Source organism: Hydrogenophaga sp. GW823-FHT04C09, from assembly GCF_058796355.1.
Map to the genome: position 1 here is coordinate 421,431 of NZ_JBXAIO010000005.1, position 25,701 is coordinate 447,131.

A 25,701-nucleotide genomic window follows, 5' to 3' on the forward strand; every position below is an offset into this window, starting at 1 on the left:
TCGCGGCCTCCCATGAGCACTTCTGCATCTTCTTCCGGCCACCGTTTGCTCGCGCTCGTCGTGGCGCGTGGCGGCTCCAAAGGCCTGCCCCGCAAGAACGTCCTGATGGCCGGCGGGCGCCCGTTGATCGCCTGGACGATTGCGGCGGCCCGGGCCGCCCGTGCGGTGGATCGGGTCGTGCTCTCTTCCGATGACGAGGAGATCATGGAGGTTGCCCGGACGTGGGGATGCGAGGTCCCGTTCAAGCGGCCCGCCGAGTTCGCCACGGATCAGGCCTCCTCCATGGACGTGGTGCGCCACGCCTTGGCAGCGTTGCCCGGATACGAGCATGTCGCCTTGCTTCAGCCGACCTCGCCCCTGCGCACCGGCGCGGACATCGATGCCGCGTTCGACCTCATGCAGTCGCGCCAGGCGCCCAGCTGTGTGTCGGTCTCGGAGGTCGAGCAGTCGCCTTACTGGATGTACCGTGTCGGAGACAATGACCAGCTGGTTGGTCTGATCTCTCCACCGGAAGGTGTCAGCCGGCGCCAGGACCTGCCCGTGGTCCATGCCCTCAATGGCGCCATTTACCTGGCGCGCGTGGACTGGCTGCTGGCTCAGGGCAGCTTTGTGGGGGAGGGAACGGTGGGCTACCAGATGCCACGTGACCGCTCCATCGACATCGACACGGCCGACGATTTTCAGGCCTTTCGCCGCCAAGTGGAGGATGCCACCATCACCGGCGCTTCTCCTCATGGCAGCAGTCAATCTTTGAGCAATTGAACCGATGGACAAAAAACTGATTCGGCTGATCGCCCGACTCGACGTCAAGGGAGAGAACCTGATCAAGGGCGTTCACCTTGAAGGCCTTCGGGTGATCGGCGATCCGCAGGCGTATGCGCGCCGCTACTACGAACAAGGTGCCGACGAACTGATCTACATGGACATCGTCGCCAGCCTTTACGGTCGTTCCAAACTCACCGACATCGTGCGCCGCACGGCGCACGATGTCTTCGTGCCCATGACCGTGGGTGGTGGCATTCGCAGCATCGACGATGTGCGGGATTTGCTGCGCGCTGGCGCGGACAAGGTGGCCATCAATACGGCGGCAGTCAAGCGCCCGGAGCTCATCCAGGAGGTGGCGCGTCGTTTTGGCTCCCAATGCATGGTGCTGTCCATCGAGGCGAAACGGCAGTCGGCCGGCCAATGGGAGGTGTACACCGATTGTGGCCGCGAGAAGACGGGCTTGAGTGCCGTCGATTGGGCCCGCCGGGGCGTGGAGCTGGGGGCGGGTGAGATTCTCTTGACCTCCATCGATTGCGAGGGGACGCGAAAGGGGTTTGACAACCAGCTGGTGGAGGCGGTCTCGCAGGCCGTCGACGTGCCGGTGATCGCCAGTGGCGGATATGGGCAGAAGTCCCATTTGGGTGAAGTCGTGCAGGCGGGTGCCGATGCGGTGGCGTTTGCCGATGCCTTGCACTATGGGCGGGCGACGCTTGCCGATCTAAGGACCATGGCCGGGGAACTCGACATCCCCGTGAGGGAGGCGTGATGAGCAGCAACCGCATCATGGTGATCGACTACGGTGTCGGCAATCTCTACAGCGTGCAGCGCGCGGTGGAAGTCAATGGCGGTGAGGACATCCTCATCAGCGGCGATCCGGCCGATCTGGCCCGTGCCGATCGTGTGATCCTGCCCGGCGTGGGGGCTTTCCAGGACGGCATGAGAGGCCTGCAGGAGCGAGGCTTGGTCGAGCCCTTGCTGGCCTTTGCCCGATCGGGCAAGCCTCTGCTCGGCATCTGCCTCGGCATGCAGATGCTGGCCACGGCCAGCGATGAATTCGGCCACCATCCCGGGCTCGACCTGATTCCTGGCGACGTCGCGGCCATTCCCAGGACCGCCGTGAATGGCGATGCCCTGAAGGTGCCTTTCATCGGATGGGCGCAACTTCAATATCCGGATCCGCAAGCCCATGCCGGGAGCTGTCTGGCAGACCTGGGGGAGCGCGCGGTTTATCTGGTGCACTCCTACCACGTGGTGCCTCGTGATCCGCATCACCTGCTGGCCAGCTACGGCTTCGCCGGCCACCGCATCACCGCAGCCATCCGCAAGGACAACATCACGGGCTTGCAGTTCCATCCCGAGAAGAGCGGCGAGGCCGGCATGGCCATCATGAGGGCATTCCTTCAGCAGAACAACGGCGTATGACGCAACCCGTGCGCCGGGCGTTGGTCATCTATGCCTGCGCGTTCGCGGTGGCCGGCGTCACGCCCTTTTTGCTGTTGCCGCTGCTGACCAAGCAGCTCACGCCGACCCAGTTCGGCGAGGTGACTTCCTTCTTGATCCTGGCCGCGCTGCTGGGCAATCTCGTGGGTTTGAGCGCCCATGGATTCGTGGCCGTCAGGTTCTTCAAGACCGCGGCGGACCGATTCAAGACCGCCGTGTCCAGTGTCATTGGCACGCTGGGTGTGCTGCATGTGGCGGCGTTCGCGGTGGTCGGCCTTGCCCATCCCTTGCTCGAGCGCTCGCTCGGGCTGTCGCTGCCTGAGGTGCTCCTGGCGGTCGTGGCCGCTCTGTTTCTCAATCTGAACTTCGTCTTTCTGGCGATCTTCCAGTCCTCTTCCCAGCCCTGGCGCTACCTTCAATCCCGGGTGTTGCAGGGGTCGATCGAACTGGGCCTGTGCCTGGCCTTGTTGTTCCTGGTCGCCGCCGATGCCAGCGCGCGCACCTATTCCTACACCATTGCCCTTGCGGCCAGTGCCCTGATGGGATGGGCGTACTGCGCTGCGCAGGGAAGGGTGGGCGCGAGGGTTGAAAGGGCGTGGGTTCGCGACATGCTGCGCTTCGGCGGCCCGTTGGTGCCGCACATCGTGGCGGGCACTGCCATCACCTACATGGATCGTCTGGTGGTCACCTCGATGTTGGGAACGGAGCGCCTGGGCATCTATATGGTGGCAATGCAGTTCGGTATGGCGATGATTGCTTTGATCGAACCTTTGAACAAGGCGCTGGCCCCCTGGCTGTTCCAGCAGCTCGCCCGCAACGATGAAGGGGTCCGCCGAATGATCGTCCGACGGACCTACCAGATCTTCCTGCTGCTGGTGGTGTGTGGCGCGCTTCTGGCGCTCGCCGCCCACCTTCTCTTTGATCATCTGGTCGCGCCCGAGTACGCCGACGCCAGGACGCTGATTCCCTGGATGGTCGCCGGGTTCGTGTGCCAGGGCATGTATTACACCCAGGTCAACTACCTGTTCTTCGTGGAGCGGACCGGTCGCCTTTCCATGGTGACGGGGGCAACCGCGGTGGGCGGCGTGCTGGTATCTTTCGCCTTGACGCGAGCCTACGGTTTGCAGGGTGCCGGAGCCTCTTTCCTCATCAACAACCTCATCATGTTTCTTTTGGTCTGGCTGGTGGCGTCACGGGCCGTGCCCATGCCCTGGCGTCTTGCGGGAAGCATCAAGAAATGACCGAAATCCCCTTGTTGCGCGAGTCCTCGGTCTTCGCGCACCGTCTGATTCAAGCCTGCCGCGGCTTTGCGGAGTCTCGCTACCGGTTCCATCGTCGAATCAACTGGTCCTATCGCTACGCTTCCACGTTCTATGAGGGCGAGGCCGCACGCTTTCATGCGGATTCCGCTGGGTATCTGGAGGATCGGCTGCCGCTGCCCGAGTCCCTGGAAGACGTGCTGGCCCAGAGGCTGAGCCCTCGGCAGGTCGTGCAGGCCCTTCTCAAGGTGTCGGCCCATTGGCTCTTTCATTGGTTGGGCCTCCTGGCCAACGGGGGCATTCGCCGTGGCGATATCCGGATCTACCGGAAAGGATACGTGGATGACATCGAACTGGTATTCGACCCCGATGAGCCGGGCGTCCTTCGTGGCATTCACCCCTTCCCCCTGAACCTGCGCAGGCAGTTGCGTTACCTCCGGCAGCTCCGCCACACGGGCCGCAGGTTCAAGCTGGATGGCAACCCCTACCTGCCGGGGGATGTGTGGCGGCTGCTGGTGCGTCGCGACATGATGTCCCTGCTCAGGCTGGAGTCGCGGGCCCAGTTGCGGCATGCCCAGGGCATCGTCGGCCTGGGTGTGCGCCTGGTGCAGCTGTCCGATGAATTCGATATCGGTAGCCTGGATTTCTGCCGCATGCTTGCGCGCTATCCCGTGAAGGTGGTCAACAGCGCGCACGGCGTGGGAAAGTACTACCCCGCACACGCCTACCAGACCTTCGATGTGCTGACGCTGCGCCAGCAGCAGTACTACCTGGCAACGCGTCCCTGTGAGTACCGCCTGCGCCGCCTGAATGACAAGACATCTGCGCAGCGGCCGGTCGAAGCGCCGAGCCAGGACGGCACACCGGTGCCCGGTGTCCGCTTCGTCTTTCTCAGCCAGGTGTTTGTCGGCATCAGCGACATCATCGCCAGCAACGAGGCCACCGTGGTCCAACGCCTGGCCGATGCCTATGCGAATGACCCGCGGGTGACCCTGCTCTATCGCCGCCATCCCAACAGCGACAAGCAGGGGGCGCCGCGCGGCTTCGTCGCGCTGGCGCGTCTGGAGGACGTGAACGGCTTGCCGGGCACGGTCTATGGCTCCTTCTTTTCCACCAGCCAGATAGACCCCACCTTCAAGGGGCGCAAGCTGCTCATCCGGGGCGAGCGCATCCATCCTGAAATCGCCTTCGACGCGGACGAGACGATTCTGAATCTCGACGGGCTGGTCTGCTTCCTCGGGGACCGGGCGAGCGAAGCCATGCCTTGAAGCGCCCTGCATCAGCCCAACGAACCTTCACAACCATGATGCGCGTATTCATTTATATGGTGCTGCTGGCGGGTATCGGCAATGCCGTGCTGCGACCTGAATTGGGCAACCCCTGGACGCTCTACCGCCTGATGGCGCCCGTCGGGTTGTTGTTGGTGATCCTGATGGCGCCCAGGTTGGCGGGCATGGTCATCGCCGCGTTCGTCCTTTTTGCGGTTCACTCCTATGCCCTGGCATCGGCATACCGCGCTGACTTCTCGCAGCTCTATCCGTCGCTCGTTCATTTCTTCTACATCTTCAACCTGGTCGCCCTGGTGATTTTCCTGCGCAAGATCGACGATAGATTCGAGTGGCGGTTCGAACGCTTCATCGTGGTGTTCTTCGGGTTTGTGGTGGCCAATCTGCTGGTCGAGATGGCGTGGGGCAACTTCTATCCGAATCTGTACCTGGACGAGAGCGGCGATGGCTCGGTGCGCGCCTTCTTCTGGAACCAGAACGATCTGGCGGTGGTGCTGTGCATGATGGGCTGGTTTGCGCTCGTGAGGGAACGCTGGTCGCCGTGGCTGCGCATCGCGATGGTGGGCTTCGTGGTTCTGATCCTGTACATCAACGATTCCAAGGCGGCTTTGATGTCGTTCGTGTTGGTGTCCCTGCCCGTGTTCGTGATGTTCGGCGTGGTGCGAAGGACGCGGGTGCCGAGGTTTGTCTGGGCCGCTTTCTTTTCCCTGCTGGCCATCGCCGGCGCGCTGCTGCTGCATGCCGTGAGGGACGTGCCACTCAGCTTCTCCAACGAGTTCTACACCCTGGACGATCTTGTGTTCGCCCCCCTGGGTCGGATCTTTTCGCTCGAGGCTTCCTCCGAGATGTGGGGGTCTATCAGCAACCGGACGGACGCGACCATCTTTGTCCTGATGGAGTATTTTCGTTCCGGGGGGCTCGGCCTGGGTGCTGGAGGTTCCTGGCTCGTGCTTTCGCTGCCCGAGTACCGTCTCGGTGGCGCGGAAAGTCCTCACAATGCCATTCTGCAGTTCGTCGTGGACTTCGGCTACCCTGTCCTGATCTGGTATGCCTGGGCCTTGTGCTGGGCCTGGATGAGGATGTTCGGGCGGCAGAATACCTCCAACCAGCGATTGAAGATCATGGCGATTCTTTCCTTTCCGTTGCTGGGGCTTTCGCAGTCGGGCGCTATCGTGACGAACTACTTTTTCTGGATGGTGGCCACCTACATCTGGCTGCTGGACCGCCCCCTGTTTGAATCGACGGCCCAACAGCCCGTGCGCCTGTCGGCCACGGCTTCTTCTTCGTAGGGAGGCACCCGATGGCGAATCCGTGGTCGCAGGGCGTCGTGAAGGTGGAACGGTTGCTCTACAAGCTGCTCAAGAAGCTGAGGTTCCGGGCTGTCCAGTCGGGGTCGGTCCATCCGACCTCAAAACTCGAGTCCGGCACGCTTTTCTATCACGCCACGATGGATCGCCACAGTTTCTGCGGCTACGACTGCGATATCCAGCATGCCGACATCGGAGGCTTCAGCTCCATCGCCAACCGCGTCGTGATCGGGGGCGGTCGCCATCCGATGGAATGGGTGGGTATGTCGCCCGTGTTCTATGCTGGACGCGACAGCGTGAAGGCCAAGTTTTCCGAGCACACGCGCGAGTCGGTGAAGCGGGTCGTGATCGGCCACGATGTGTGGATCGGGCATTCGGCCATCGTATTGCCCGGGGTGCAGGTGGGCAATGGCGCCGTGATCGGCGCGGGAGCGATCGTGACCAGATCCGTGCCGCCGTATGCCATTGTGGCCGGCAACCCAGCGCGGGTGCTGCGCTACCGTTTTGATGAGGACACGGTACGACGGCTCGAGGCGACCCGGTGGTGGGCATGGCCGGAAGAGGCGCTGCGTTCGCTCGGGCACCTCTCCAACGACGTGCCGGCGTTTCTCGAAGCCGCCGAGAAGCGGCCAGCGCCTTCAGCCGTCGATGTTGCCTGATCGCTGGCGCATTGTCGGTGCGGCCCGGTCCTTGTCGGAAATGATGAAATCCTGCCCCAGATCCGGCCATGCAATGGCCAGATCCGGGTCGTTCCAGGCAATGGATCTTTCCTGGGCGGGCGCGTAGTAAGCCGTTGTCTTGTAGAGAAAGTCGGCAGACTCGCTGACGACCAGGAACCCGTGGGCCAGGCCAGGCGGAATCCACAATTGCCGATGGTTGTCGGCGCTGAGCTCCACGCCGACCCAGCGGCCGTGGGTGGGAGAGCCTCGGCGGATGTCGACGGCGACATCGAACACGCTGCCGTGCACCACGCGAACCAGCTTTCCTTGCGCCTGTGGCGGCAGCTGGTGGTGCAGGCCGCGCAACACGCCCCTGCCGCTTCGCGAATGATTGTCCTGAACGAATTGCACGTCCTGGCCAGTGGCCGCGTTGAATGCGCCTTGGTTGAAGCTCTCCAGGAAGAAGCCCCGCTCGTCGCCGAACACCCGTGGTTCCAGCAACAACACGCCGTCGATGTCAGTGGTCGTGACCTTCAGGCTCATGCGCGGCCCCCGAACACCCGGTCGCTGAGGAGCCTGCCCAGGTAGTGTCCATAACCACTCTTTTGCAGCGAGGTGGCCAGGCGATGCAGTTGCGCGTCGTCGATCCAGCCCGCTCGCCAGGCGATTTCTTCCGGGCAGGCGATCTTGAGACCCTGGCGGTGTTCCAGGGTGGCGATGAACTGCCCCGCCTCCAGCAGGCTGTCGTGCGTACCTGTGTCGAGCCATGCGTACCCCCGTTGCATGATCTGCACATTGAGCTTGCCGCGTTCGAGGTAGGCCTGGTTCACGGCGGTGATTTCCAGCTCTCCCCGGGCGCTGGGGGTGACCGCTCGGGCGATCTCCACGACCTGGGCATCATAGAAATACAGGCCGGTGACGGCGTAGTTGCTTTGGGGCTTTGCCGGTTTTTCTTCGATGCTCCGGGCCCGGCCCTCGGCATCGAAAGCGACCACGCCGTACCGCTCGGGGTCATTCACGTGGTAGGCGAAGACAGTGGCCCCCTCCGCTTGTTCATGGGCTTTCTTCAGCAGTGAGCCGAAGTCATGGCCATAGAAGATGTTGTCGCCCAGCACCAGTGCACTGGGGCTGTTCCCAAGGAAGGCAGCACCGATGACGAACGCCTGTGCCAATCCTTCAGGGCGCGGCTGGACGGCGTACTGCAGGCTCATGCCCCATGCCTGGCCATCGCCAAGCAGCTGTTGAAAGCGGGGGATGTCCTGTGGTGTGCTGATGACCAGAACCTCACGGATCCCTGCCAGCATCAGTGTGGTCAACGGGTAGTAGATCATCGGTTTGTCGTACACCGGCAGCAATTGCTTGCTGAGTGCCAACGTGGCCGGGTGCAGGCGGGTGCCGGATCCACCGGCGAGGATGATGCCTTTGCGCTGCTGATTCATGGGTGGGTCGTGGGTGCGAGGGTTTGCGCGAGCATACGTCGGACACCCGCCTGCCAGGGGGGCAAGCTCAGACCGAAAGTTCGGCGCAAGTGGCTCGTGTCCAGGCGCGAATTGAGCGGGCGGCGTGCGGGTGTGGGATAGGCGCTGGTGGGAATCGGCACCATCTCCCGCACGCGCAGGGCGAGCGTGGGTTGAAGTTCGCGTGCGGTGTCCAGCACGAAGCGGGCATAACCGTGCCAGGACACTTCCCCCGCTGCGGCTAGATGGTAGAGGCCCGTGAGCTGGGTGTCCTGCAAGGCTTGCCGGACCGCGTGAGCGGTTACGTCGGCGATCAACTCGGCCCCAGTGGGCGCACCGATTTGATCGTCAATGACCCGCAGTTGCTCGCGTTCCTGGGCCAGGCGCAGCATGGTCTTGGCGAAATTGTTGCCACGCGCGGAGTGGACCCAACTGGTGCGGAAGATCAGATGGCGTTCGCAGTTCGCCCGGATGCACTGCTCGCCCTCCAGTTTCGTTTGCCCATAGGTGCTCAGCGGCTGGGCAGGCGCGTTTTCGGTCCAGGGCGTCTGGCCGCTGCCATCGAACACATAGTCGGTGGAAAAGTGCACCAGCAACGCGCCGACCTCCTGTGCCGCTGCGGCCAACACACCCGGTGCGCGTGCATTGACGGCGTGGGCGAATTCGGGCTCCTGCTCGGCCTTGTCCACGGCTGTGTAGGCTGCGGCGTTGACGATGATGGTGGGGCGCAGTGCATCGATGGATTGGCGCAGACCTTCCAAGTCCAGAAGATCGCCACAGAGGCCTTCGCGGCCGTGACGACCGAGCGCCACCACGTCCCCCAATGGAGCCAGGCTGCGTTGCAGTTCCCAGCCCACCTGGCCATGGGCTCCCAGCAGAAGAACGGTTCCCATGGCCCTGTTGGGTGCTATCGCCCGAGTCGGTACTTGCGCTTGATGGCGTTCAAGCGCGCTGCATGCTGGTCCATGGACGGAGACGTTCTCCAGCTCTGCCGAATGAAGACGAAAATCAGCAGAAACAGGCCCGAGGCCAGGAGGGCAAGCACCGCCACCAGTGGCTTGCGGGGCGCGTAAGGCTTTCTGGGGAGGGTTGGTGACTGGATCAGATCATCCGAGGTCAGGCCCGTCATTTTTTGCTCCACCTTGTGAATGCCCTCCTGAACCCGGATCAGGTTGCTCGAAATGGCGGCAATCGATGCCGCTACCGAGCCCAGGTTGTCCGTTGCGGTGCCCTTTTCCAGGATCCTTTGAGCCGCCTTGCTGGTGGCTACCAGTTCCACCACCTGCTGGGAGAGGATGTCCTTTTCAGCCGTGAGCCGCTTGAGTTCGTTCTCCCGGGGTTTGGAGCCTTCGAACGTCTGATTGAGGATTTCACTGGCCATGCGCTGAGCAGCTTCGGGCGATGTTCCCGTGACCCTCAGCGTGATCATCTGGTCATTTCTGCCCGCCTGGGCGGACACCCGACCCATCAATCGAATGCGAGCATCCTCGGCTTCGTCTTCGTCCAAATCCTTCAAATAACCCAGTTTGCGCAGCGCAGAGTCCAGCACTGACGCCGAGGTCATGTAGGTGGCAACGGCAGGTTCGGCTTTCAGAATGGCGGTGCTCTCGAACTTCTGCGGCAACAGATGCGCCAGTCCAAACGCCAGGGCTCCCACCACGATGGGGCCAATCACCAGCAACCTCGCGTTTTCGGCAAGCGTCAGAAGAATGTCGGCCAGATCGATGGAATCTCTGTCGGGGGGCTGAATGGGGGTGTTCACACGGTTCATTGCGGGATGCTGCGTGGTTCGGAGTTGTTGTTGTGGATGGGGGGCGGGCGTCAATTCTGCGACGAACCGGCTCAGCTTGGCGTGGCCGCTGCGCCATATTGCGTCTGCACCCACTGCCGATAAGCCCCGCTCTGCACGTGCGCCACCCAGTCGGCGTGGTCCAGGTACCACTGCACGGTCTTGCGGATGCCGGTCTCGAAAGTCTCAGCGGGCTTCCAGCCGAGTTCCGCTTCCAGTTTGCGCGCGTCGATGGCATAGCGGCGGTCGTGCCCGGGGCGGTCCTTCACGTGCGTGATCTGCGCGGTGTACGAGCCACCGCCGGCGCGAGGGCGCAGTTCGTCGAGCAGGGCGCAGATGGTGTGCACGATCTCGATGTTGGGCTTCTCGTTCCAGCCACCCACGTTGTAGGTCTGGCCCGGCGTGCCGGCGTCGAGCACGCGGCGGATCGCGCTGCAGTGGTCTTTCACATACAGCCAGTCGCGCACCTGCAGGCCGTCGCCGTACACCGGCAGGGGCTTGCCCGCCAGCGCGTTCACGATCATCAGCGGGATCAGCTTTTCGGGGAAGTGAAAGGGCCCGTAGTTGTTGCTGCAGTTCGTGGTCAGCACCGGCAGGCCGTGCGTGTGGTGCCAGGCGCGCACCAGGTGGTCGCTGGCGGCCTTGCTGGCCGAGTAGGGGCTGTTGGGTTCATAGGCGTGGGTTTCGGTGAAGGCGGGCGCGCCGGGCGCCAGGCTGCCATACACCTCGTCGGTGCTCACGTGCAGGAAACGGAAGGCCGACCGGTCGGCCTCGGGCAGGCCGCTCCAATGGGCACGCACCGCTTCGAGCAGGCGGAACGTGCCCACCACATTGGTCTGGATGAAGTCTTCCGCGCCGTGGATGGAGCGGTCCACATGGCTCTCGGCAGCGAAGTGGATCACGGCGCGCGGCCGGTGGTCGGCCAGCAGGCGGGTCAGCAGGGCGTGGTCACCGATGTCACCCTGGACGAACACGTGGCGTGCGTCGCCCTGCAGGCTGGCCAGGGTTTCCAGGTTGCCGGCATAGGTGAGCTTGTCGAGGTTGATGACCGGCTCATCGTGGAGCGCCAGCCAGTCGAGCACGAAGTTGGCGCCGATGAAGCCGGCGCCACCAGTGACCAGAATCATCGGTTGTCCCTGTCCCTTGGGGGTTGGTCTTCAAGCGCCCGTCAAGGGTGCCTGGCCCACCGCATTATCTTCGGTCTCCCGGGGCTTCCGGGCGGCCGCCGTGTTCGTTTAGTGACCGTGTGAAACGGTCTCGCCCGCCTTCAGGCGGTACACCGTGCCGCAGTAGGGGCACTTCGCCTCGCCCGTGACGGCCACGTCCAGGTAGACCTTGGGGTGGCTGTTCCACAGCTTCATGTCGGCCAGCGGGCTGGGGCAGAACACGCCTCCATGGGCGTTGAGGTCGGAGGCCTTGAGTTCGACGGCTGCTTTGCTCATGGCGTGTTCCTCAGACCTTGGCCAGCCAGTGGGCGTACTTGGGGTTGCGGCCGTTGACGATGTCGAAGAACGCGCTCTGGATCTTCTCGGTGATGGGGCCGCGGCTGCCCACGTAGTCGCCCTTGCCCAGCTCGATGCGGTCGAGTTCGCGAATCGGGGTGACTTCGGCCGCGGTGCCGGTGAAGAAGGCCTCGTCGGCGATGTAGACCTCGTCGCGGGTGATGCGCTTCTGCACGATCTCCAGGCCCAGGTCCTTGGCGATGTGGAACACCGTGTTGCGGGTGATGCCGTTGAGCGCGCCGGCCGAGAGGTCGGGCGTGTAGATCACGCCGTTTTTCACCACGAAGATGTTTTCGCCGGCGCCTTCGCTCACGAAGCCGCTGGAGTCCAGCAGCAGGGCCTCGTCGTAGCCCTCGTCGGTGGCCTCCATGTTGGCCAGGATGGAGTTGCTGTAGTTGCTCACCGCCTTGGCCTGCGTCATGGTGATGTTGACGTGGTGGCGGGTGTAGCTGCTGGTCTTCACGCGGATGCCGCGCTTGAGGCCTTCGTCGCCCAGGTAGGCGCCCCAGGCCCAGGCCGCGACCATCAGGTGGATGGTGTTGCCCTTGGGCGACACGCCCAGCTTCTTGTCGCCGATCCAGGTCAGCGGGCGCAGGTAGCAGCTCTCGAGCTTGTTCTCGCGCACCACGGCCTTCTGGGCCTCGTTCACCTCGTCCTGCGTGAACGGGATCTTCATGCGCAGGATCTTGGCGCTGTTGAACAGGCGCTCGGTGTGTTCCTCGAGCCGGAAGATCGCGGTGCCACCCTGGGTGTTGTAGGCGCGCACGCCCTCGAAGGCGCCACAGCCGTAGTGCAGGGTGTGGGTCAGCACGTGGATCTTGGCGTCGCGCCAATCCACCATCTGGCCGTCCATCCAGATCTTGCCGTCGCGGTCGGACATCGAGGGAACGATGGGGCTCATGTGGGGGTCCTTGGGTTGTTCGTGGGGCAGTCCGGCTGCCAAACCCATGATTTTACGGTGTCGGGCTGCCACCCTCCGGTGCCGCCGGGGCCTCATCCGTGGCGGGGCGGTGCAGCTTCCAGCCCTGCAGCTTGCCGTTGAGGAATTCCGCCGTCACGGTCGAGTCGCCGTTGTCGCGCCAGCGGTAGACCTCGGGTTGCACACTTTCTTCGGACAACCGCTCGCCCAGCGAGCGGGTCATGGCTATCACGTGCATCAGGGTGACGCCGGGCTTGAGCTTGGCGTTGAGCATCACCGCGCTGTCCACGTAGCCGATGGGGCGGTCGGACGCGCGCTTGAGCACCGTCATGAGGCGGGTGAAGTGCAGCAGCAGCCACATGGTCAGGCCGCCGCCGACGGCGGCCACCCCGGGCCAGCCGTAGGTGCGGTGCGACAAATACAGCAGGCCCAGGCCGGCCGCGAGGTAAAGCAGTTTCTGGAATCGCATAAAGGGGATTGTCGTTGCTGGCCGGGGCGGGCCGTTTGCGGCAAGTACGGAGGGCCCGGCTCAGGCCAGGCTGCGCGCCAGTTCCATGGCTTCCTCGATCCGGTCCACGCCGTGCACCGTGAGGCCCTCGAAGGCCTTGTCGTTCTTGCGCGGCAGGTTGGCCTTGGGCACCACGGCCACGCTGAAACCCAGCTTGGCGGCTTCCTTGAGCCGGTCCTGGCCGCGTGGCGCGGGGCGCACCTCGCCCGCCAGGCCCACCTCGCCGAAGGCCAGGAAGCCCTTGGGCAGCGGTTTGCCGCGCAGACTGGAGGTGATGGCCAGCATCACCGCCAGGTCGGCCGCCGGCTCGCTGATGCGCACGCCGCCGACCGCGTTGACGAACACGTCCTGGTCCATGCAGGCCACGCCCGCGTGGCGGTGCAGCACCGCCAGCAGCATGGCCAAGCGGTCGCGGTCCAGGCCGACCGAGAGGCGCCGGGGGCTGGGGCCGCCGCTGTCCACCAGTGCCTGGATCTCCACCAGCATGGGCCGCGTGCCCTCCAGCGTCACCATCACGCAGCTGCCGGGCACCGGCTCGGAATGCTGCGAGAGAAAGATCGCGCTCGGGTTGCTCACGCCCTTGAGGCCTTTTTCCGTCATCGCGAACACGCCGATCTCGTTCACCGCGCCGAAGCGGTTCTTGATCGCGCGGATCAGGCGGAAGCTGCTGTGGGTGTCGCCTTCGAAATACAGCACCGTGTCCACCATGTGCTCGAGCACGCGCGGGCCGGCGAGGGCGCCTTCCTTGGTCACGTGGCCGACCAGCACGATGGCCGTGCCGCTGGCCTTGGCCGCGCGCGTGAGGTGGGCCGCGCACTCGCGCACCTGCGCCACCGAGCCCGGGGCCGAGGTGAGCTGCTCGGAGTACACGGTCTGGATCGAGTCGATCACCGCGATGGCGGGCCGCGTTGCGTCCAGCGTGGCCAGGATCTTCTCGAGCTGGATCTCGGCCAGCACGCTGACCTGCGAGCCGTCCAGCCCGAGCCGGCGCGAACGCAGGGCCACCTGGGCGCCGCTTTCCTCGCCGGTCACGTAGAGCGTCTTCAGGCCGGTGCGCTGCAGCGAGTCCAGCGCCTGCAGCAGCAGCGTGGACTTGCCGATGCCCGGGTCGCCGCCGATCAGCACCACGCCACCCTCCACGATGCCGCCGCCCAGCACGCGGTCCAGCTCGTCGTGGCCGGTGGGCGTGCGCTGCACGTCGGTGGCCTCGATGTCGGCCAGGGTGGTGACCTCGGCCGTCTTCGCCAGCGAAGCGAAGCGGTTCTTGGCCGGGGCGGTCGATTCCGCGACCGATTCGACCAGGGTGTTCCAGGCGTTGCAGTGCGGGCATTTGCCCAGCCACTTGGGGCTGGTGCCGCCGCATTCGTTGCAGATGTATTGGGTTTTGTCTTTGGCCATGGTGCCGGGCAAATATAGTCGACACCCTCATGTCCCCACCTGTTCCCGCCGCCGCCCTGCAAGTGCTGCCTCCCGGCGCGCAAGCGCTGTCGGCCGCCGCGCGCGCCTACAACCTGCAACTCACCCGCATCGACAAACTCAAGCGCCAGCTGGCCGAGATGGATGCGCTCGCGCAGCAGCACCGCCAGGAACGCCACCAGGCGGTCGACCCACTGCGCCGGCAGCTGGCCCGGGACCAGCGCGCGCTGGCCCTGGCGCTGGACGGTCAACTGCAAGGCAAGCTGCTGAGCCGCGTGCAGGCCGACACCGCGCGCGCGCTGCTGCGCCGCCTGGTGCGCCCCCTGGCCGAAGCGGGGGACGCCGCGATGCGTGAACTGCACGACCGCCACAGCCCACGCACCCTGGCGCAACTCCAACAGGACTCGGCCGATGCGCTGCGCCAGCGCCTGGAGGCGGTGCTGGGCGAGCCACTGGACGACGAGGGCCAGAACCTCAGCGCCGAAGAACTGCTGCACGCCGGCATGGAGCGCCTGCGGCGTTCTCAGGCGGATGCGCAGCAGCAGCGCCGGGGGGCCGCGCAAGCCCGGCGCGAACGCAAGAAGCCTGGCGCCGCGGCGCGCCAGACCGGGCAGCACGATGCCGACACCTTGTTGCGCCGCCTGTTCCGCCAGCTCGCCAGTGCCCTGCACCCCGACCGCGAGACCGACCCGCAGGCGCGGTTGCGAAAGACGGCCTTGATGAGCGAGGCCAACGCCGCCTACGAACAACGCGACCTGGTCGCGCTGCTGCAGATCCAGGCCCGCGCCGAGCTCGCCGACCCCGCTGCCGGGCAGCAGCTGTCCGACGAGCGCCTGGCCTCGCTCACGCTTTTGCTCAAGGCCCAGGTGGCGGCATTGGAGCGCGAGCGCGCCGCGCGGCAGAGCGCGCTGTCGGACGAGTTCGATCTGCCAGAGGGCGTGTCAACCAACGCCAACACCTTGTTGCAGAGCCGGATCGATGAGACGCGCGCGCTGGAGGGCGCCCTGGCTCAGCTGGCGCGCGACCTCGAGCAGGCGGAGGATCCCGCGCGGCTCAAGCGCTGGCTCAACGCGCAGCGCGATCTGGCGTGAACCCCTGAATCAGTTCCTGCACGAGCTCCGCCGCAGGCACCTCCCGGCAGCCACTCGCGTTCTGACCCGACCACAGCGGTGAGAAGTCGCCGCTGCCCTTGGCCTCCCAATGCGCGCGCAGCGGCGCCATGGCCGCCGTGGCCAGCGGGAAGGCCGGCGCGACCGGGTTCATGGGGCCGAGCTCACGCATCACGCGGTTGACGATGCCGCGCGCCGGGCGACCGGTGAACAGGTGGGTGAGGGCGGTGTGGTGCGCCGCCTCGCTCTGCAGCGCCGCGCGGTGCAGCGCGCTGGTGGTGGCCTCGGGGCAGCACAGAAAAGCCGTGCCCACCTGCGCGCCCGAGGCGCCCAGCGCCATGGCCGCGGCCACGCCCGCCGCATCGGCAATGCCGCCGGCCGCGATCACCGGCACGCCCACGGCCGCCACGATCTGCGGCAGCAGCGCGAAAGTGCCGGCCTGCGTCGTGAGGTCGTCGGTGAGGAACATGCCCCGGTGGCCGCCGGCCTCGACGCCCTGGGCAATGATGGCGTCCACGCCGAAGGCCTCCAGCCAGCGCGCCTCTTCCACCGTGGTGGCTGAGGACAGCACCACGCTGCCCCAGCCCTTCACGCGGTCCAGCAGGTCCAGGTCGGGCAAGCCGAAATGGAAGCTCACCACCTTGGGCCGGAAGCGTTCGAGGATGTCGGCCGCCGCGCGGTTGAATGGCACGCGGCCCGGCCCGGTCGGCACGGCATCGATGTCCAGCCCCGCTTCGCGGTAGTAGGTGCCCAGCCAGGCGCGCCACGCCGCTTCGCGCGCTTCTTCGGCCTCGGGCGGCGCGTGGCAGAAGAAGTTGACATTGAACGGCCGCTCGGTGCCGGAGGCCAGTGCCGTCAGCTCGCGGTCCATCGCCTCGGGCGAAAGCATGGCGCAGGGCAGGGAGCCCAGCGCGCCCGCGTTGCTCACCGCCACCGCCAGGGCCGCGCCCTGCACGCCCGCCATCGGCGCCTGGATCAAGGGGTATTCCGTACCGAGCAGGGCAGTGAGTGCGTTCATGCGCGCATTCTCACCGCGCCGCCGTTCCGGGTAAACCCTTGATTTGTTTCCAGAATAATCATTTAATATATTAAATAAATGGACGACACCACCCCTTTCATCCACCGCAACCTGCCGCGCCTGCTGCTCGAAGCGCGCGAGGCCGTGATGCTGCACACCCGGCCCAGCCTGCGCCAGTACGGCCTGTCCGACCAGCAGTGGCGCGTGCTGCGCGTGCTGGGCGAACACGCGCAGCTGCCTGGCGGGGTGGAGACCGGGCGCGTGGCGCGCGAGGCCTTTCTGCTCGGCCCCAGCCTCACCGGCGTGCTCACCCGCATGGAGCGCGACGGCCTGATCGCGCGCAGCCGCTGCCCGCAGGACGCGCGGCGCACCGTGGTGCGCGCCACGCCAGCGGGGCTCAAGCTGGTGAAGGGCCTCTCCAGCACCATCGAGGCGCACTACGCCTGGATGGAGCAGCGCCTGGGCAAGGCCCGGCTGGCGCAGCTCTACGCCCTGCTCGACGAGGTGATCGCGCTCGAACAACCCCTGAACACCGAAGAGGCCGATGGCCTGGAGGACGACGCCGCATGAACCCGATTCCCTGGATGCCGGCCGGCACGGTCTACGGCACCCTGCTCAACTTCCAGCGCGAACACGCGCTGTGGGCGCCGCGCATGCACGAGGCGCCCTACAAGGCGCCGCCGAAAGCGCCGGTGCTCTACGTCAAGACCGCCAACACCTTCACGCCCCATGGCCAGGCCATCGCGCTGCCCGCCGGTGCGGCGGTGCAGGTGGCGGCCTCGCTCGGCCTGGTGATGGGCGAGGGCAGCGTGCTCGGCGCGGTGCTGTTCAACGACGTGGCCATCGCGCACGAGAGCTACTACCGCCCGCCCGTCAAGGCGCGCTGCGTCGACGGTTTCCTCGGCGTGGGCGCCGAGTGCGTGCCCATCGCACAGCTCGGAGGCCTGGCCGGGCTGGTCGATCTGCAGATCGAACTGCACATCAACGGCGTGCACCGCCAGACCACGGTCCTGGCCGAACTGCTGCGCGACGCCGCCACCTTGCTGGCCGACGTGAGCGAGTTCATGACCCTGCGGCCGGGCGACGTGCTGATGCTGGGCTCCGACTGCCTGGCCGACGGCACGCGCCCGCTGGTGCACCCGGGCGACACGGTGGAGATCACCGCCCCGGGCTTCGCGCCCACCTTGCACAGCTTCACACAGGAGGTGGCCGCATGAAGAGCGCCCGCATCGCCTGGGCCGGCGCGGTCCACGACGCCATCGAGTCCGACGGCCAGCTCGAACTGCTCACACCGGCCCTGAAAGGCCGCCGCGTGGCCTTTGACGACGTGGTCTGGCTGCCACCGTTGCAGCCCCTGCCGCCGCAGCGCCCGCGCACCGTGCTCGCGCTCGGCCTGAACTACGCCGACCACGCGAAGGAACTGGCCTTCAAGGCGCCCGAGGAACCGCTGGCCTTCGTCAAGGGCGAGGCCTCGCTCACCGGCCACCGCGGCTTCACGCGGCGCCCGCCCGGCGTGGATTTCATGCACTACGAGTGCGAGCTCGCGGTGGTGATCGGGCGCACCGCCAAGCGGGTGAAGAGGGCCGACGCCCTGGACTTCGTGGGCGGCTACACGGTGGCGAACGACTACGTCATCCGCGACGTGCTGGAAAACTGGTACCGACCCAACCTGCGCGCCAAGAACCGCGACACCTGCACGCCCATCGGCCCCTGGCTGGTGGACGCGGCCGACGTGCCCGATCCGATGAACCTCGCGCTGCGCACCACCGTCAACGGCGAGGTGACGCAACAGGGCAGCACGCGCGACATGATCTTCGACGTGCCCACGCTGATCGAGTACTTCAGCGCCTTCATGACGCTGCAACCCGGCGACCTCATCCTCACCGGCACGCCCGACGGCGTGGTCGACTGCCGGCCCGGCGACGTGATCGTCACGTCCATCGAAGGCATCGGCGACCTCGTCAACACCATCACCCAACACCCCTGAACCGCAGCATGACGACGACGATCCAGCACCTCATCAACGGCAAGGCCGTGGCCAGCGCCGCGAGCTTCGAGACCCTCAACCCCGCCACGCAGGACGTGCTGGCCGAGGTCAGCGCGGGCGGCGCGGCGGAAATCAACGCCGCCGTGCAGGCCGCGAAGGACGCGTTCCCGAAATGGGCTGGCCTGCCGGCCACCGAGCGCGCGAAGCTCATGCGCAAGCTGGGCGAGCTGATCGCGGCGAACGTGCCCGAGATCGCGCAGACCGAAACCAACGACTGTGGCCAGGTGATCGCGCAGACCGGCAAGCAGCTGGTGCCGCGCTCGGCCGACAACTTCCACTACTTCGCCGAGATGTGCACGCGGGTGGATGGCCACACCTACCCCACGCCCACGCACCTGAACTACACGCTGTTCCACCCGGTGGGCGTGTGCGCGCTCATCAGCCCGTGGAACGTGCCCTTCATGACCTCGACCTGGAAGGTCGCGCCCTGCCTGGCGTTCGGCAACACGGCGGTGCTGAAGATGAGCGAGCTGTCGCCCATGACGGCCGCGCGCCTGGGCGAGCTGGCGCTGGAGGCCGGCATTCCGGCGGGTGTGCTCAACGTGGTGCACGGTTACGGCAAGGACGCGGGCGAGCCGCTGTGCGCGCACCCGGACGTGCGCGCGATCTCCTTCACTGGCTCCACGGCCACGGGCAACCGCATCGTGCAGAGCGCGGGCTTGAAGAAGTTCAGCATGGAGCTGGGCGGCAAGAGCCCATTCGTGATCTTCGACGACGCGGACCTGGACCGTGCGCTGGACGCGGCGGTGTTCATGATCTTCAGCAACAACGGCGAGCGCTGCACGGCGGGCAGCCGCATCCTGGTGCAGCAGAGCATCTACGCCGACTTCGTGGCGAAGTTCGTGGAGCGCGCCAAGCGCATCACGGTGGGCGATCCGCTGGACGAGAAGACCATCGTCGGTCCCATGATCAGCCAGGCGCACCTGGCCAAGGTGCGCAGCTACATCGAGCTGGGCCCGAAGGAGGGCGCCACGATGTTGTGCGGCGGCTTGGACCGGCCGTCGTACGCGCCGGAGCTGTCCTCGCGCGTGGCCAAGGGCAACTACGTGTGGCCGACGGTGTTCGCGGACGTGGACAACCGCATGCGCATCGCGCAGGAGGAAATCTTCGGCCCGGTGGCATGCCTGATTCCGTTCCGCGACGAGGCGCATGCGATCGAGCTGGCGAACGACATCCAGTACGGTCTTTCGAGCTATGTGTGGACGGAGAACCTGGGGCGTGCGCACCGGGTGGCGGCGGCCGTGGAGGCGGGCATGTGTTTCGTCAACTCGCAGAACGTGCGGGATCTGCGCCAGCCGTTTGGTGGCACCAAGGCGAGCGGCACGGGGCGCGAAGGGGGTACCTGGAGTTATGAGGTGTTCCTGGAGCCCAAGAACGTCGCTGTGTCCCTCGGGTCTCATCACATTCCCCACTGGGGTGTCTGAAATGCTTTCGCTCCAACGGGTGGGCGGGATCGAACGAGCAGGGCGCTCTGCTCCGCGGGTGTCCCCCGACGGCTGGTGCCGTCTCCTCCTTTACCCCGCTGCGCAGAACGCCCTGCCCGCCCGATCCGAAACGGCGCTGGCACACAAGCTCCGTCGAGCGCGCGGTCCGCAGTGGGTTTGCCAGTGGGGGTGGCCGCCGCAGCGAAGTAAAGGGGGAGGGCTGGGCGCAGCCCAGACCGGAGGACATGAGCGGAGGCGGCCACCCCCACTGGCAAACCCACGGAGCATCTACAAAAAACCAGAGGACCGATCATGGGCAAACTAGCACTCGTCGCAAAGATCACCCACGTCCCGTCGATGTACCTGAGCGAACTCGACGGCCCGAGAAAGGGCACGAGGCAGGACGCCATCGACGGCCACGTGGAAATCAGCCGCCGCTGCCGCGAACTCGGTGTCGACACCATCGTCGTCTTCGACACCCACTGGCTCGTCAACGCCAGCTACCACCTCAACTGCGCGCCCCACTTCCAGGGCACCTACACCAGCAACGAGCTGCCCCACTTCATCAGCAACATGCCGTTCGAGATCCCGGGCAACCCCGAACTCGGCCAGCTGCTCGCCAAGGTGTGCAACCAACACGGTGTCGAAACCCTGGCCCACGACGCCACCACCCTCGGCCCCGAATACGGCACCCTCGTGCCCATGCGCTACATGAACGCCGACCAGCACTTCAAGGCCGTCTCGGTCTCGGCGCTGTGCCAGTCGCACTACCTCAACGACAGCGCGCGCCTCGGCTGGGCCATGCGCAAGGCCGTCGAAGACCACTACGACGGCACCGTCGCCTTCTTCGCCAGCGGCTCCCTCAGCCACCGCTTCGCGCAGAACGGCCTCGCGCCCGACTTCGCCTTCAAGATCTGGACCCCCTTCCTCGAAACGCTCGACCGCCGCGTCGTCGAGATGTGGGAGCAGGGCGAGTGGAAAGCCTTCTGCGAAATGCTGCCCGAGTACGCCGCCAAGGGCCACGGCGAAGGCTTCATGCACGACACCGCCATGATGCTCGGCGCCCTCGGCTGGAGCGACTACGACGGCCAGGCCGAGGTCATCACCCCGTACTTCGGCGCCTCCGGCACCGGCCAGATCAACGCCGTCTTCCCCGTCACGCCGCAGACCGGCGCGGCCATCCCCGCCGCACAGGCCTCGTCGGCCAAGGGATACCAGGCCGTCTCCCGACTCTGAGAACGCCACCCATGCCGCACCTCGTCATCCTCTACACCCCCAACCTCGACAAGCCCGCCAGCGAAGGCGGCACCGACATGGGCGCGCTCTGCCGCGAGCTGTGCGACGCCATGCTCGCGGTGCGCGACGAGGCCGACAAGCAGGTCTTCCCCACCGGTGGCACGCGCGTGCTGGCCTACCCGGCGGCGCACAGCGCCATCTCGGACGGCGGCGCGGCCGGCATCGCCGCCGGCCTGGGGGGCGACTACGCCTTCGTCTACATGAACGTGCGCATGGCCCAGGGCCGCAGCGCCGTCACCCACCAGCGCGTGGGCGAGGCGCTGCAGGCCGTGGTGAAGGCGCATTTCGCCGTGCAGCTCGCCACGCGCGCCATCGGCATCACCGTGCAGGTGGACGAGGGCCACGAGGTGTTCGACGCCAAGACCAGTTCCCTGCACCCGCTGTTCAACCGGAGCTGACCCCATGCTCGACGACACCCTCATCCAGCAGCTCGCGGCCGAGCTCGACGCTTCGGAACGCAGCCGCGTGCCGCTGGAGCACTTCTCCAAACGCTTTCCCGGCATGACGGTCGACGACGGCTACCGCGTCGGCCGGGCCTGGGTGGGCCTGCAGGTGGCCGCTGGCAAGCAGGTGATCGGCCACAAGATCGGCCTCACCAGCCGCGCCATGCAGATCTCCAGCCAGATCGACGAGCCCGACTACGGCACCCTGCTCGACAGCATGCGCTTCACCGCCTCGGCGGGCGAGGTGCTGCAGATCCCGACGTCGCGCTTCATCGCGCCGCGCGTGGAGGTGGAGCTCGCCTTCGTGCTCAAGTCGCCCCTGCAGGGCAAGGACGTGACGGTGGAAGACGTGCTCGCGGCCACCGAGTACGTGACGCCCGCCATCGAGATCATCGATGCGCGCATCGAGCAGTTCGACCGCCACACCAAGGTCATGCGCAAGGTGTTCGACACCATCAGCGACAACGCGGCCAACGCCGGCATCGTGATCGGCGACGGGGACCTGCGTTACCGCGCCGACCCCTTCACCCTCGACCTGCCCTGGTGCGGTGCCATCCTTCGGCAGAACGGCGTGGTGGAAGAAACCGGGCTGGCCGCCGGCGTGCAGGGCCACCCGGCGGTCGGCATCGCGTGGCTCGCGCACAAGCTCGCGCCCTGGGGCGAATCGCTTCAGCCCGGTCAGATCGTGCTGGCCGGCTCGTTCACGCGGCCGGTCGCGGCCCGCCAGGGCGACCTGTTCGAGGCCGACTACGGCCCGCTCGGCAGCCTTCGTTTCCAGTTCGTCTGAATTTCTCTCCCCACCCCATGCAAACCCCCGTCAACCCGTTCAAACAGGCGCTCGCCGAGCGCCGCGCGCAAATCGGCTTCTGGCTCGGCCTGGCCAACCCCTACAGCGCGGAAATCTGCGCCGGTGCCGGCTTCGACTGGCTGCTGATCGACGGCGAGCATTCGCCCAACGACCTGCAGGACCTGCTGTCGCAGGCCCAGGCCATCGCCGCCTACCCGGGCTCGCACGCCATCGCGCGCGTGCCCGTGGGCGATGCGGCGATCATCAAGCAGTACCTCGACGTCGGCCTGCAGACCCTGCTGGTGCCCATGGTGGACACGCCCGAGCAGGCGGCCCAGCTGGTGCGCGCCTGCCGCTACCCGCAGAACGACGGCCAGGGCGGCGTGCGCGGCATGGCCGGCGCCCGGGCCTCGCGCTGGGGCCGTTACCCGAACTACGCGAAAGAGGCCAACGCCCAGGTCTGCCTGCTGGTGCAGGCGGAGACACGCGAGGCCCTGCAGCAGCTCGACGCCATCGCGGCCACGCCCGGGGTGGACGGCGTCTTCATCGGCCCGGCCGACCTCTCCGCCTCGCTCGGCCACGTGGGCGACCCGGGCCACCCCGAGGTGCAGGCCGCGATCGAGGACGCCATCGCGCGCATCCTGCGCGCCGGCAAGGCGCCCGGCATCCTGACCACCGACGAGGCCCAGGCGCGCCACTACCTCGCGCTGGGCGCGGTGTTCGTGGCCGTGGGGCTGGACACCCAGATCCTCGCGCGCCAGACCAGCGCCCTGGCCGCGCGCTTCAAGACCGATGCGCCCGCCGTGCCTGCCCGGGCCAAGGGCAGTGTGTACTAGGAGACCACCCCCATGAACGCCGCCCTGCCCACCACCACTACCACGCCCGCCGGCATGCACCTGGACGAATGGGCCGCGCGCGTCGAGCTCGCCGCCTGCTACCGCGTCTTCGCCATGCTGGGCTGGACCGAGATGATCTACAACCACATCACGCTGCGCCTACCCGCCAGCGTCTGCGGTGAGGACAAGCAGTTCCTGATCAACCCCTTCGGCCTGCACTACAGCGAGGTCACCGCGCGCAACCTGGTGAAGATCAACCTGCAGGGCGACGTGCTCGACGGTTCGCCGCACCCGGTCAACCCGGCCGGTTTCACGGTGCATGCCGCCATCCACGACGGCCTGCCCGGTGCGCACTGCGTGATGCACACCCACACCACCGCCGGCGTGGCCGTCGCCTGCTTGAAGGACGGCCTGCAGCAGACCAACTTCTACACCGCGCAGCTGCACGGCATGGTGGCGTACCACACCTTCGAAGGCATCACCATCCACGCCGACGAAGCACCGCGCCTGCTCAAGAGCATTGGCGACCGCCCGGCCGTGATCCTGCGCAACCACGGCCTGCTGGCCTGGGGCGCCACCGTGCCGCAGACCTTCGCCATCCTCTGGACGCTGCAGCGCGCCTGCGAAATCCAGATGGCCACGTTCTCGATGGGCGGTGCGCAGGCGGCCCTGCCGGTGCCCGAGGCCGTTGCCGAAAAATGCACGCGCGACGCGCTGCAGTTCAACCCCCACCACGGCGCCGGCCGTGACGTGTTCGACGCGCTGGTCCGGCAGGTGAACCGCCTGGACCGCAGCTACCTGGAGTGAGCCCTTGACCTCTTCCCCTGACTTTCAGCGCGTGGCCATCGTCGGCGCGGGCGCCATCGGCGGCTGGCTCGGCGTGCGGCTCTCGCACACCGGTTGCATCGTGAGCGCGCTGGCGCGCGGCGAGACGCTCGCGGCCCTGCAGCGCGATGGCCTGCAGCTGCACCAGGACGGCCAGCTGCAGGGCGCGCCGGTGCAGGCCGCCGCCAGCGCCGTGACCCTGGGCGTGCAGGACCTCGTGATCGTGGCCGTGAAGGCGCCCTCGCTGCCCGACCTCGCGCGCGGCATCGCGCCGCTGATCGGCCGCCACACCGTGGTGCTCACCGCCATGAACGGCGTGCCCTGGTGGTTCTTCAACGGCTTTGGCGGCGAGCGCGCCGGCACGCGCCTGAAAACGGTGGACCCCGAGGGCGAGATCGAACGTTGCATCCCGGCGCGCCACGTCATCGGCGGCGTGGTGCACGCCAGCTGCTCGGTGGACGCGCCCGGCGTGATCCGCCACCATTTCGGCAACGGCCTCATTCTTGGCGAGCCTTCGGGCGAGTCCAGCGAGCGGGTGGCGGCCCTGGCCGAGCTGCTGCGGCGCGCCGGGCTCAACGCAACGGTGTCGCCGCAGATCCAGAAAGACGTCTGGTACAAGCTCTGGGGCAACATGACGGTGAACCCCGTGAGCGCGCTCACCGGCGCCACCACCGACCGCATCCTCGGCGACCCACTGGTGCGCGACTTCATCAGCCGCGTGATGCTGGAGGCCAAGGACATCGGTGCGCGCATCGGCATTCCGATCGACCAGCAGCCCGAAGACCGCCATGCCGTCACGCTCAAGCTCGGCGCGTTCAAGACCTCGATGCTGCAGGACGTGCAGGCGCACAAGCCAGTGGAGCTCGACGCCCTGGTGACCGTGGTGCGCGAACTCGGCCAGCTCACCGGCGTGCCCACACCGTTCACCGACGCGCTGCTGGGCCTCTCGCGCCTGCAGGCTCAGACGCTGGACCTCTACCCCTCAGCCCAGTAGCGCCGGAAACAGCTTCACCAGGCCGGTCGCCATCACCTCGACCGACAGCGCCGCCAGGATCAGGCCCATCAGACGCGTCATCACATTGATGCCGGTCTGGCCCAGGAAGCGCGCGATCGGCTCGGCCAGGGTGAAGCAGATGGCGGTGGCCAGGGCGATCACCACGCCATACCCCACCAGCGCGGCGTGCTGGAAGAAGGTCTTGGCCTGGTCGGCGTAGATCACCACGGTGGACATGGTGGCCGGCCCGGTGAGCAGCGGGATGGTCAGCGGCACCACCGCGATGGAGGTGCGTGCCGAAGTGTCGCTCAGTTCCTGGTCGGTGGCCTTGGCTTCCGCCGGCCGCGCGTTGAGCATGGACAGTGCCGAGGTCAGCAGCAGCATGCCGCCGCCGACCTGGAAACTCGCCAGCGAGATGCTGAAGAACTCCAGGATCTGCAGGCCGATGACGGCGCAGGTGGCGATCACCGCGAAGGCGCTGAAGGCCGAGATCATCACCGTGCGCTGCCGCTGCTGGCGCGAGAAGCCCTGCGTGTAGTGGATGAAGAAGGGCACGATCGCCAGCGGGTTGACGATCGCCAGCAGGGTGATGAGTGGCTTGAAATCCATGCCCAG

At 66.5% G+C, this 25,701-nt stretch carries 29 protein-coding genes; 18 read left to right on the plus strand and 11 right to left on the minus strand.

Annotated elements, in window-relative coordinates; genetic code table 11:
- Nucleotides 1-12 precede the first annotated feature (12 nt).
- The 7 genes from AC1Q9M_RS16760 to AC1Q9M_RS16790 are packed head-to-tail and all read left to right on the plus strand — an operon-like array spanning nucleotide 13 to nucleotide 6,716.
- Complete coding sequence (locus tag AC1Q9M_RS16760) at nucleotides 13-762, plus strand: acylneuraminate cytidylyltransferase family protein (RefSeq protein ID WP_492434681.1); 750 nt, start codon at nucleotides 13-15, stop codon at nucleotides 760-762.
- A 4-nt stretch (nucleotides 763-766) separates the two neighbouring features.
- Nucleotides 767-1,531, plus strand: a complete 765-nt coding sequence (gene hisF / locus AC1Q9M_RS16765) for an imidazole glycerol phosphate synthase subunit HisF (protein ID WP_492434683.1) — start codon at nucleotides 767-769, stop codon at nucleotides 1,529-1,531.
- On the plus strand, nucleotides 1,531-2,187 hold the full coding sequence (gene hisH / locus AC1Q9M_RS16770; protein ID WP_492434685.1) for an imidazole glycerol phosphate synthase subunit HisH: 657 nt from the start codon (nucleotides 1,531-1,533) through the stop codon (nucleotides 2,185-2,187). The genes hisF and hisH overlap by 1 nt, the downstream gene beginning before the upstream one ends.
- Entirely contained in the window at nucleotides 2,184-3,446 is a 1,263-nt protein-coding gene (locus tag AC1Q9M_RS16775; RefSeq protein WP_492434687.1) for a lipopolysaccharide biosynthesis protein, read from the plus strand. The genes hisH and AC1Q9M_RS16775 overlap by 4 nt, the downstream gene beginning before the upstream one ends.
- Nucleotides 3,443-4,732, plus strand: a complete 1,290-nt coding sequence (locus AC1Q9M_RS16780; RefSeq protein ID WP_492434689.1) for a hypothetical protein — start codon at nucleotides 3,443-3,445, stop codon at nucleotides 4,730-4,732. The genes AC1Q9M_RS16775 and AC1Q9M_RS16780 overlap by 4 nt, the downstream gene beginning before the upstream one ends.
- A gap of 35 nt (nucleotides 4,733-4,767) precedes the next feature.
- Nucleotides 4,768-6,039 carry a hypothetical protein gene (locus AC1Q9M_RS16785; RefSeq protein WP_492434691.1) on the plus strand — a complete coding sequence of 424 codons (1,272 nt, stop codon included), beginning with the start codon at nucleotides 4,768-4,770 and terminating at the stop codon, nucleotides 6,037-6,039.
- Between the two features lie 11 nt (nucleotides 6,040-6,050).
- Entirely contained in the window at nucleotides 6,051-6,716 is a 666-nt protein-coding gene (locus tag AC1Q9M_RS16790) for a CatB-related O-acetyltransferase (protein WP_492434693.1), read from the plus strand.
- On the opposite strand, the gene rfbC is transcribed toward AC1Q9M_RS16790, so the two are convergent.
- From rfbC to radA, 9 genes are all read right to left on the minus strand, one after another.
- The gene (rfbC, locus tag AC1Q9M_RS16795; RefSeq protein ID WP_492434747.1) at nucleotides 6,696-7,253 is read right to left on the minus strand and encodes a dTDP-4-dehydrorhamnose 3,5-epimerase; all 558 of its coding nucleotides are present in this window, start codon (nucleotides 7,251-7,253) and stop codon (nucleotides 6,696-6,698) included. The two genes, AC1Q9M_RS16790 and rfbC, sit on opposite strands and share 21 nt — an antisense overlap.
- A gap of 2 nt (nucleotides 7,254-7,255) precedes the next feature.
- Complete coding sequence (gene rfbA, locus AC1Q9M_RS16800; RefSeq protein ID WP_492434695.1) at nucleotides 7,256-8,155, minus strand: glucose-1-phosphate thymidylyltransferase RfbA; 900 nt, start codon at nucleotides 8,153-8,155, stop codon at nucleotides 7,256-7,258.
- Nucleotides 8,152-9,066, minus strand: a complete 915-nt coding sequence (gene rfbD, locus AC1Q9M_RS16805; RefSeq protein ID WP_492434697.1) for a dTDP-4-dehydrorhamnose reductase — start codon at nucleotides 9,064-9,066, stop codon at nucleotides 8,152-8,154. The genes rfbA and rfbD overlap by 4 nt, the downstream gene beginning before the upstream one ends.
- 14 nt (nucleotides 9,067-9,080) lie before the next feature.
- Complete coding sequence (locus AC1Q9M_RS16810; protein WP_492434699.1) at nucleotides 9,081-9,935, minus strand: Wzz/FepE/Etk N-terminal domain-containing protein; 855 nt, start codon at nucleotides 9,933-9,935, stop codon at nucleotides 9,081-9,083.
- Between the two features lie 80 nt (nucleotides 9,936-10,015).
- On the minus strand, nucleotides 10,016-11,089 hold the full coding sequence (gene rfbB, locus AC1Q9M_RS16815) for a dTDP-glucose 4,6-dehydratase (RefSeq protein WP_492434701.1): 1,074 nt from the start codon (nucleotides 11,087-11,089) through the stop codon (nucleotides 10,016-10,018).
- A 108-nt stretch (nucleotides 11,090-11,197) separates the two neighbouring features.
- The gene (locus tag AC1Q9M_RS16820) at nucleotides 11,198-11,404 is read right to left on the minus strand and encodes a zinc-finger domain-containing protein (protein ID WP_382322817.1); all 207 of its coding nucleotides are present in this window, start codon (nucleotides 11,402-11,404) and stop codon (nucleotides 11,198-11,200) included.
- A gap of 10 nt (nucleotides 11,405-11,414) precedes the next feature.
- Nucleotides 11,415-12,365, minus strand: a complete 951-nt coding sequence (locus tag AC1Q9M_RS16825; RefSeq protein ID WP_291116073.1) for a branched-chain amino acid transaminase — start codon at nucleotides 12,363-12,365, stop codon at nucleotides 11,415-11,417.
- 52 nt (nucleotides 12,366-12,417) lie between these two features.
- Entirely contained in the window at nucleotides 12,418-12,852 is a 435-nt protein-coding gene (locus AC1Q9M_RS16830; protein ID WP_492434703.1) for a glycerate kinase, read from the minus strand.
- Nucleotides 12,853-12,912: 60 nt separating this feature from the next.
- Nucleotides 12,913-14,289, minus strand: a complete 1,377-nt coding sequence (gene radA / locus AC1Q9M_RS16835; RefSeq protein WP_492434705.1) for a DNA repair protein RadA — start codon at nucleotides 14,287-14,289, stop codon at nucleotides 12,913-12,915.
- A gap of 29 nt (nucleotides 14,290-14,318) precedes the next feature.
- On the opposite strand from radA, the gene AC1Q9M_RS16840 reads away from it, so the two are divergent.
- Nucleotides 14,319-15,398, plus strand: a complete 1,080-nt coding sequence (locus tag AC1Q9M_RS16840) for a hypothetical protein (protein ID WP_492434707.1) — start codon at nucleotides 14,319-14,321, stop codon at nucleotides 15,396-15,398.
- Here the strand turns inward: AC1Q9M_RS16840 and AC1Q9M_RS16845 are convergent.
- A complete protein-coding gene (locus AC1Q9M_RS16845) occupies nucleotides 15,373-16,434 on the minus strand; it encodes an NAD(P)H-dependent flavin oxidoreductase (protein ID WP_492434709.1) in 1,062 nt (353 codons plus the stop codon). The genes AC1Q9M_RS16840 and AC1Q9M_RS16845 overlap by 26 nt on opposite strands.
- Nucleotides 16,435-16,512: 78 nt before the next feature.
- Between AC1Q9M_RS16845 and hpaR the strand changes: the two genes are divergently transcribed.
- The 10 genes from hpaR to AC1Q9M_RS16895 all read left to right on the plus strand — a co-directional run bounded on the left by hpaR (nucleotide 16,513) and on the right by AC1Q9M_RS16895 (nucleotide 25,086).
- Nucleotides 16,513-17,004: a homoprotocatechuate degradation operon regulator HpaR gene (hpaR, locus tag AC1Q9M_RS16850; RefSeq protein ID WP_382322820.1), complete on the plus strand. Its 492-nt coding sequence runs from the start codon at nucleotides 16,513-16,515 to the stop codon at nucleotides 17,002-17,004.
- Nucleotides 17,001-17,651, plus strand: coding sequence for a fumarylacetoacetate hydrolase family protein (locus AC1Q9M_RS16855; protein ID WP_492434711.1), 651 nt, complete (start codon nucleotides 17,001-17,003; stop codon nucleotides 17,649-17,651). Before hpaR ends, AC1Q9M_RS16855 begins: the two co-directional genes overlap by 4 nt.
- Nucleotides 17,648-18,421: a fumarylacetoacetate hydrolase family protein gene (locus AC1Q9M_RS16860; protein WP_492434713.1), complete on the plus strand. Its 774-nt coding sequence runs from the start codon at nucleotides 17,648-17,650 to the stop codon at nucleotides 18,419-18,421. The genes AC1Q9M_RS16855 and AC1Q9M_RS16860 overlap by 4 nt, the downstream gene beginning before the upstream one ends.
- An 8-nt stretch (nucleotides 18,422-18,429) precedes the next feature.
- Complete coding sequence (gene hpaE, locus AC1Q9M_RS16865; RefSeq protein WP_492434715.1) at nucleotides 18,430-19,905, plus strand: 5-carboxymethyl-2-hydroxymuconate semialdehyde dehydrogenase; 1,476 nt, start codon at nucleotides 18,430-18,432, stop codon at nucleotides 19,903-19,905.
- A 312-nt stretch (nucleotides 19,906-20,217) separates the two neighbouring features.
- Entirely contained in the window at nucleotides 20,218-21,141 is a 924-nt protein-coding gene (gene hpaD, locus AC1Q9M_RS16870) for a 3,4-dihydroxyphenylacetate 2,3-dioxygenase (RefSeq protein WP_382322824.1), read from the plus strand.
- Between the two features lie 11 nt (nucleotides 21,142-21,152).
- The gene (locus tag AC1Q9M_RS16875) at nucleotides 21,153-21,599 is read left to right on the plus strand and encodes a 5-carboxymethyl-2-hydroxymuconate isomerase (protein ID WP_382163184.1); all 447 of its coding nucleotides are present in this window, start codon (nucleotides 21,153-21,155) and stop codon (nucleotides 21,597-21,599) included.
- 4 nt (nucleotides 21,600-21,603) lie between these two features.
- The gene (hpaH, locus tag AC1Q9M_RS16880) at nucleotides 21,604-22,431 is read left to right on the plus strand and encodes a 2-oxo-hept-4-ene-1,7-dioate hydratase (RefSeq protein ID WP_492434718.1); all 828 of its coding nucleotides are present in this window, start codon (nucleotides 21,604-21,606) and stop codon (nucleotides 22,429-22,431) included.
- 17 nt (nucleotides 22,432-22,448) lie between these two features.
- Nucleotides 22,449-23,267 carry an aldolase/citrate lyase family protein gene (locus AC1Q9M_RS16885; RefSeq protein ID WP_492434720.1) on the plus strand — a complete coding sequence of 273 codons (819 nt, stop codon included), beginning with the start codon at nucleotides 22,449-22,451 and terminating at the stop codon, nucleotides 23,265-23,267.
- A 12-nt stretch (nucleotides 23,268-23,279) separates the two neighbouring features.
- The gene (locus AC1Q9M_RS16890) at nucleotides 23,280-24,074 is read left to right on the plus strand and encodes a class II aldolase/adducin family protein (RefSeq protein ID WP_492434722.1); all 795 of its coding nucleotides are present in this window, start codon (nucleotides 23,280-23,282) and stop codon (nucleotides 24,072-24,074) included.
- Nucleotides 24,075-24,078: 4 nt separating this feature from the next.
- Entirely contained in the window at nucleotides 24,079-25,086 is a 1,008-nt protein-coding gene (locus AC1Q9M_RS16895; RefSeq protein ID WP_492434724.1) for a 2-dehydropantoate 2-reductase, read from the plus strand.
- Here AC1Q9M_RS16895 and AC1Q9M_RS16900 read toward each other — a convergent pair.
- Nucleotides 25,075-25,695, minus strand: a complete 621-nt coding sequence (locus AC1Q9M_RS16900; protein WP_382163174.1) for a MarC family protein — start codon at nucleotides 25,693-25,695, stop codon at nucleotides 25,075-25,077. The genes AC1Q9M_RS16895 and AC1Q9M_RS16900 overlap by 12 nt on opposite strands.
- Between the last annotated feature and the right edge of the window lie 6 nt (nucleotides 25,696-25,701).

What these genes read in the sequence shown, in the direction of transcription:
- AC1Q9M_RS16790 (WP_492434693.1), top strand. Translation starts at nt 6,051, where the DNA reads ATGGCGAATCCGTGGTCGCAGGGCGTCGTGAAGGTGGAACGGTTGCTC.
- rfbD (WP_492434697.1), bottom strand. Translation starts at nt 9,066, where the DNA reads ATGGGAACCGTTCTTCTGCTGGGAGCCCATGGCCAGGTGGGCTGGGAA.
- AC1Q9M_RS16825 (WP_291116073.1), bottom strand. Translation starts at nt 12,365, where the DNA reads ATGAGCCCCATCGTTCCCTCGATGTCCGACCGCGACGGCAAGATCTGG.
- AC1Q9M_RS16760 (WP_492434681.1), top strand. Translation starts at nt 13, where the DNA reads ATGAGCACTTCTGCATCTTCTTCCGGCCACCGTTTGCTCGCGCTCGTC.
- AC1Q9M_RS16890 (WP_492434722.1), top strand. Translation starts at nt 23,280, where the DNA reads ATGAACGCCGCCCTGCCCACCACCACTACCACGCCCGCCGGCATGCAC.
- hisF (WP_492434683.1), top strand. Translation starts at nt 767, where the DNA reads ATGGACAAAAAACTGATTCGGCTGATCGCCCGACTCGACGTCAAGGGA.
- rfbB (WP_492434701.1), bottom strand. Translation starts at nt 11,089, where the DNA reads ATGATTCTGGTCACTGGTGGCGCCGGCTTCATCGGCGCCAACTTCGTG.
- AC1Q9M_RS16875 (WP_382163184.1), top strand. Translation starts at nt 21,153, where the DNA reads ATGCCGCACCTCGTCATCCTCTACACCCCCAACCTCGACAAGCCCGCC.
- radA (WP_492434705.1), bottom strand. Translation starts at nt 14,289, where the DNA reads ATGGCCAAAGACAAAACCCAATACATCTGCAACGAATGCGGCGGCACC.
- AC1Q9M_RS16885 (WP_492434720.1), top strand. Translation starts at nt 22,449, where the DNA reads ATGCAAACCCCCGTCAACCCGTTCAAACAGGCGCTCGCCGAGCGCCGC.
- AC1Q9M_RS16855 (WP_492434711.1), top strand. Translation starts at nt 17,001, where the DNA reads ATGAACCCGATTCCCTGGATGCCGGCCGGCACGGTCTACGGCACCCTG.
- hpaD (WP_382322824.1), top strand. Translation starts at nt 20,218, where the DNA reads ATGGGCAAACTAGCACTCGTCGCAAAGATCACCCACGTCCCGTCGATG.
- hpaH (WP_492434718.1), top strand. Translation starts at nt 21,604, where the DNA reads ATGCTCGACGACACCCTCATCCAGCAGCTCGCGGCCGAGCTCGACGCT.
- AC1Q9M_RS16785 (WP_492434691.1), top strand. Translation starts at nt 4,768, where the DNA reads ATGATGCGCGTATTCATTTATATGGTGCTGCTGGCGGGTATCGGCAAT.
- hpaR (WP_382322820.1), top strand. Translation starts at nt 16,513, where the DNA reads ATGGACGACACCACCCCTTTCATCCACCGCAACCTGCCGCGCCTGCTG.
- AC1Q9M_RS16840 (WP_492434707.1), top strand. Translation starts at nt 14,319, where the DNA reads ATGTCCCCACCTGTTCCCGCCGCCGCCCTGCAAGTGCTGCCTCCCGGC.
- AC1Q9M_RS16830 (WP_492434703.1), bottom strand. Translation starts at nt 12,852, where the DNA reads ATGCGATTCCAGAAACTGCTTTACCTCGCGGCCGGCCTGGGCCTGCTG.
- AC1Q9M_RS16860 (WP_492434713.1), top strand. Translation starts at nt 17,648, where the DNA reads ATGAAGAGCGCCCGCATCGCCTGGGCCGGCGCGGTCCACGACGCCATC.
- AC1Q9M_RS16780 (WP_492434689.1), top strand. Translation starts at nt 3,443, where the DNA reads ATGACCGAAATCCCCTTGTTGCGCGAGTCCTCGGTCTTCGCGCACCGT.
- AC1Q9M_RS16845 (WP_492434709.1), bottom strand. Translation starts at nt 16,434, where the DNA reads ATGAACGCACTCACTGCCCTGCTCGGTACGGAATACCCCTTGATCCAG.
- AC1Q9M_RS16820 (WP_382322817.1), bottom strand. Translation starts at nt 11,404, where the DNA reads ATGAGCAAAGCAGCCGTCGAACTCAAGGCCTCCGACCTCAACGCCCAT.
- rfbA (WP_492434695.1), bottom strand. Translation starts at nt 8,155, where the DNA reads ATGAATCAGCAGCGCAAAGGCATCATCCTCGCCGGTGGATCCGGCACC.
- AC1Q9M_RS16775 (WP_492434687.1), top strand. Translation starts at nt 2,184, where the DNA reads ATGACGCAACCCGTGCGCCGGGCGTTGGTCATCTATGCCTGCGCGTTC.
- hisH (WP_492434685.1), top strand. Translation starts at nt 1,531, where the DNA reads ATGAGCAGCAACCGCATCATGGTGATCGACTACGGTGTCGGCAATCTC.
- hpaE (WP_492434715.1), top strand. Translation starts at nt 18,430, where the DNA reads ATGACGACGACGATCCAGCACCTCATCAACGGCAAGGCCGTGGCCAGC.
- AC1Q9M_RS16900 (WP_382163174.1), bottom strand. Translation starts at nt 25,695, where the DNA reads ATGGATTTCAAGCCACTCATCACCCTGCTGGCGATCGTCAACCCGCTG.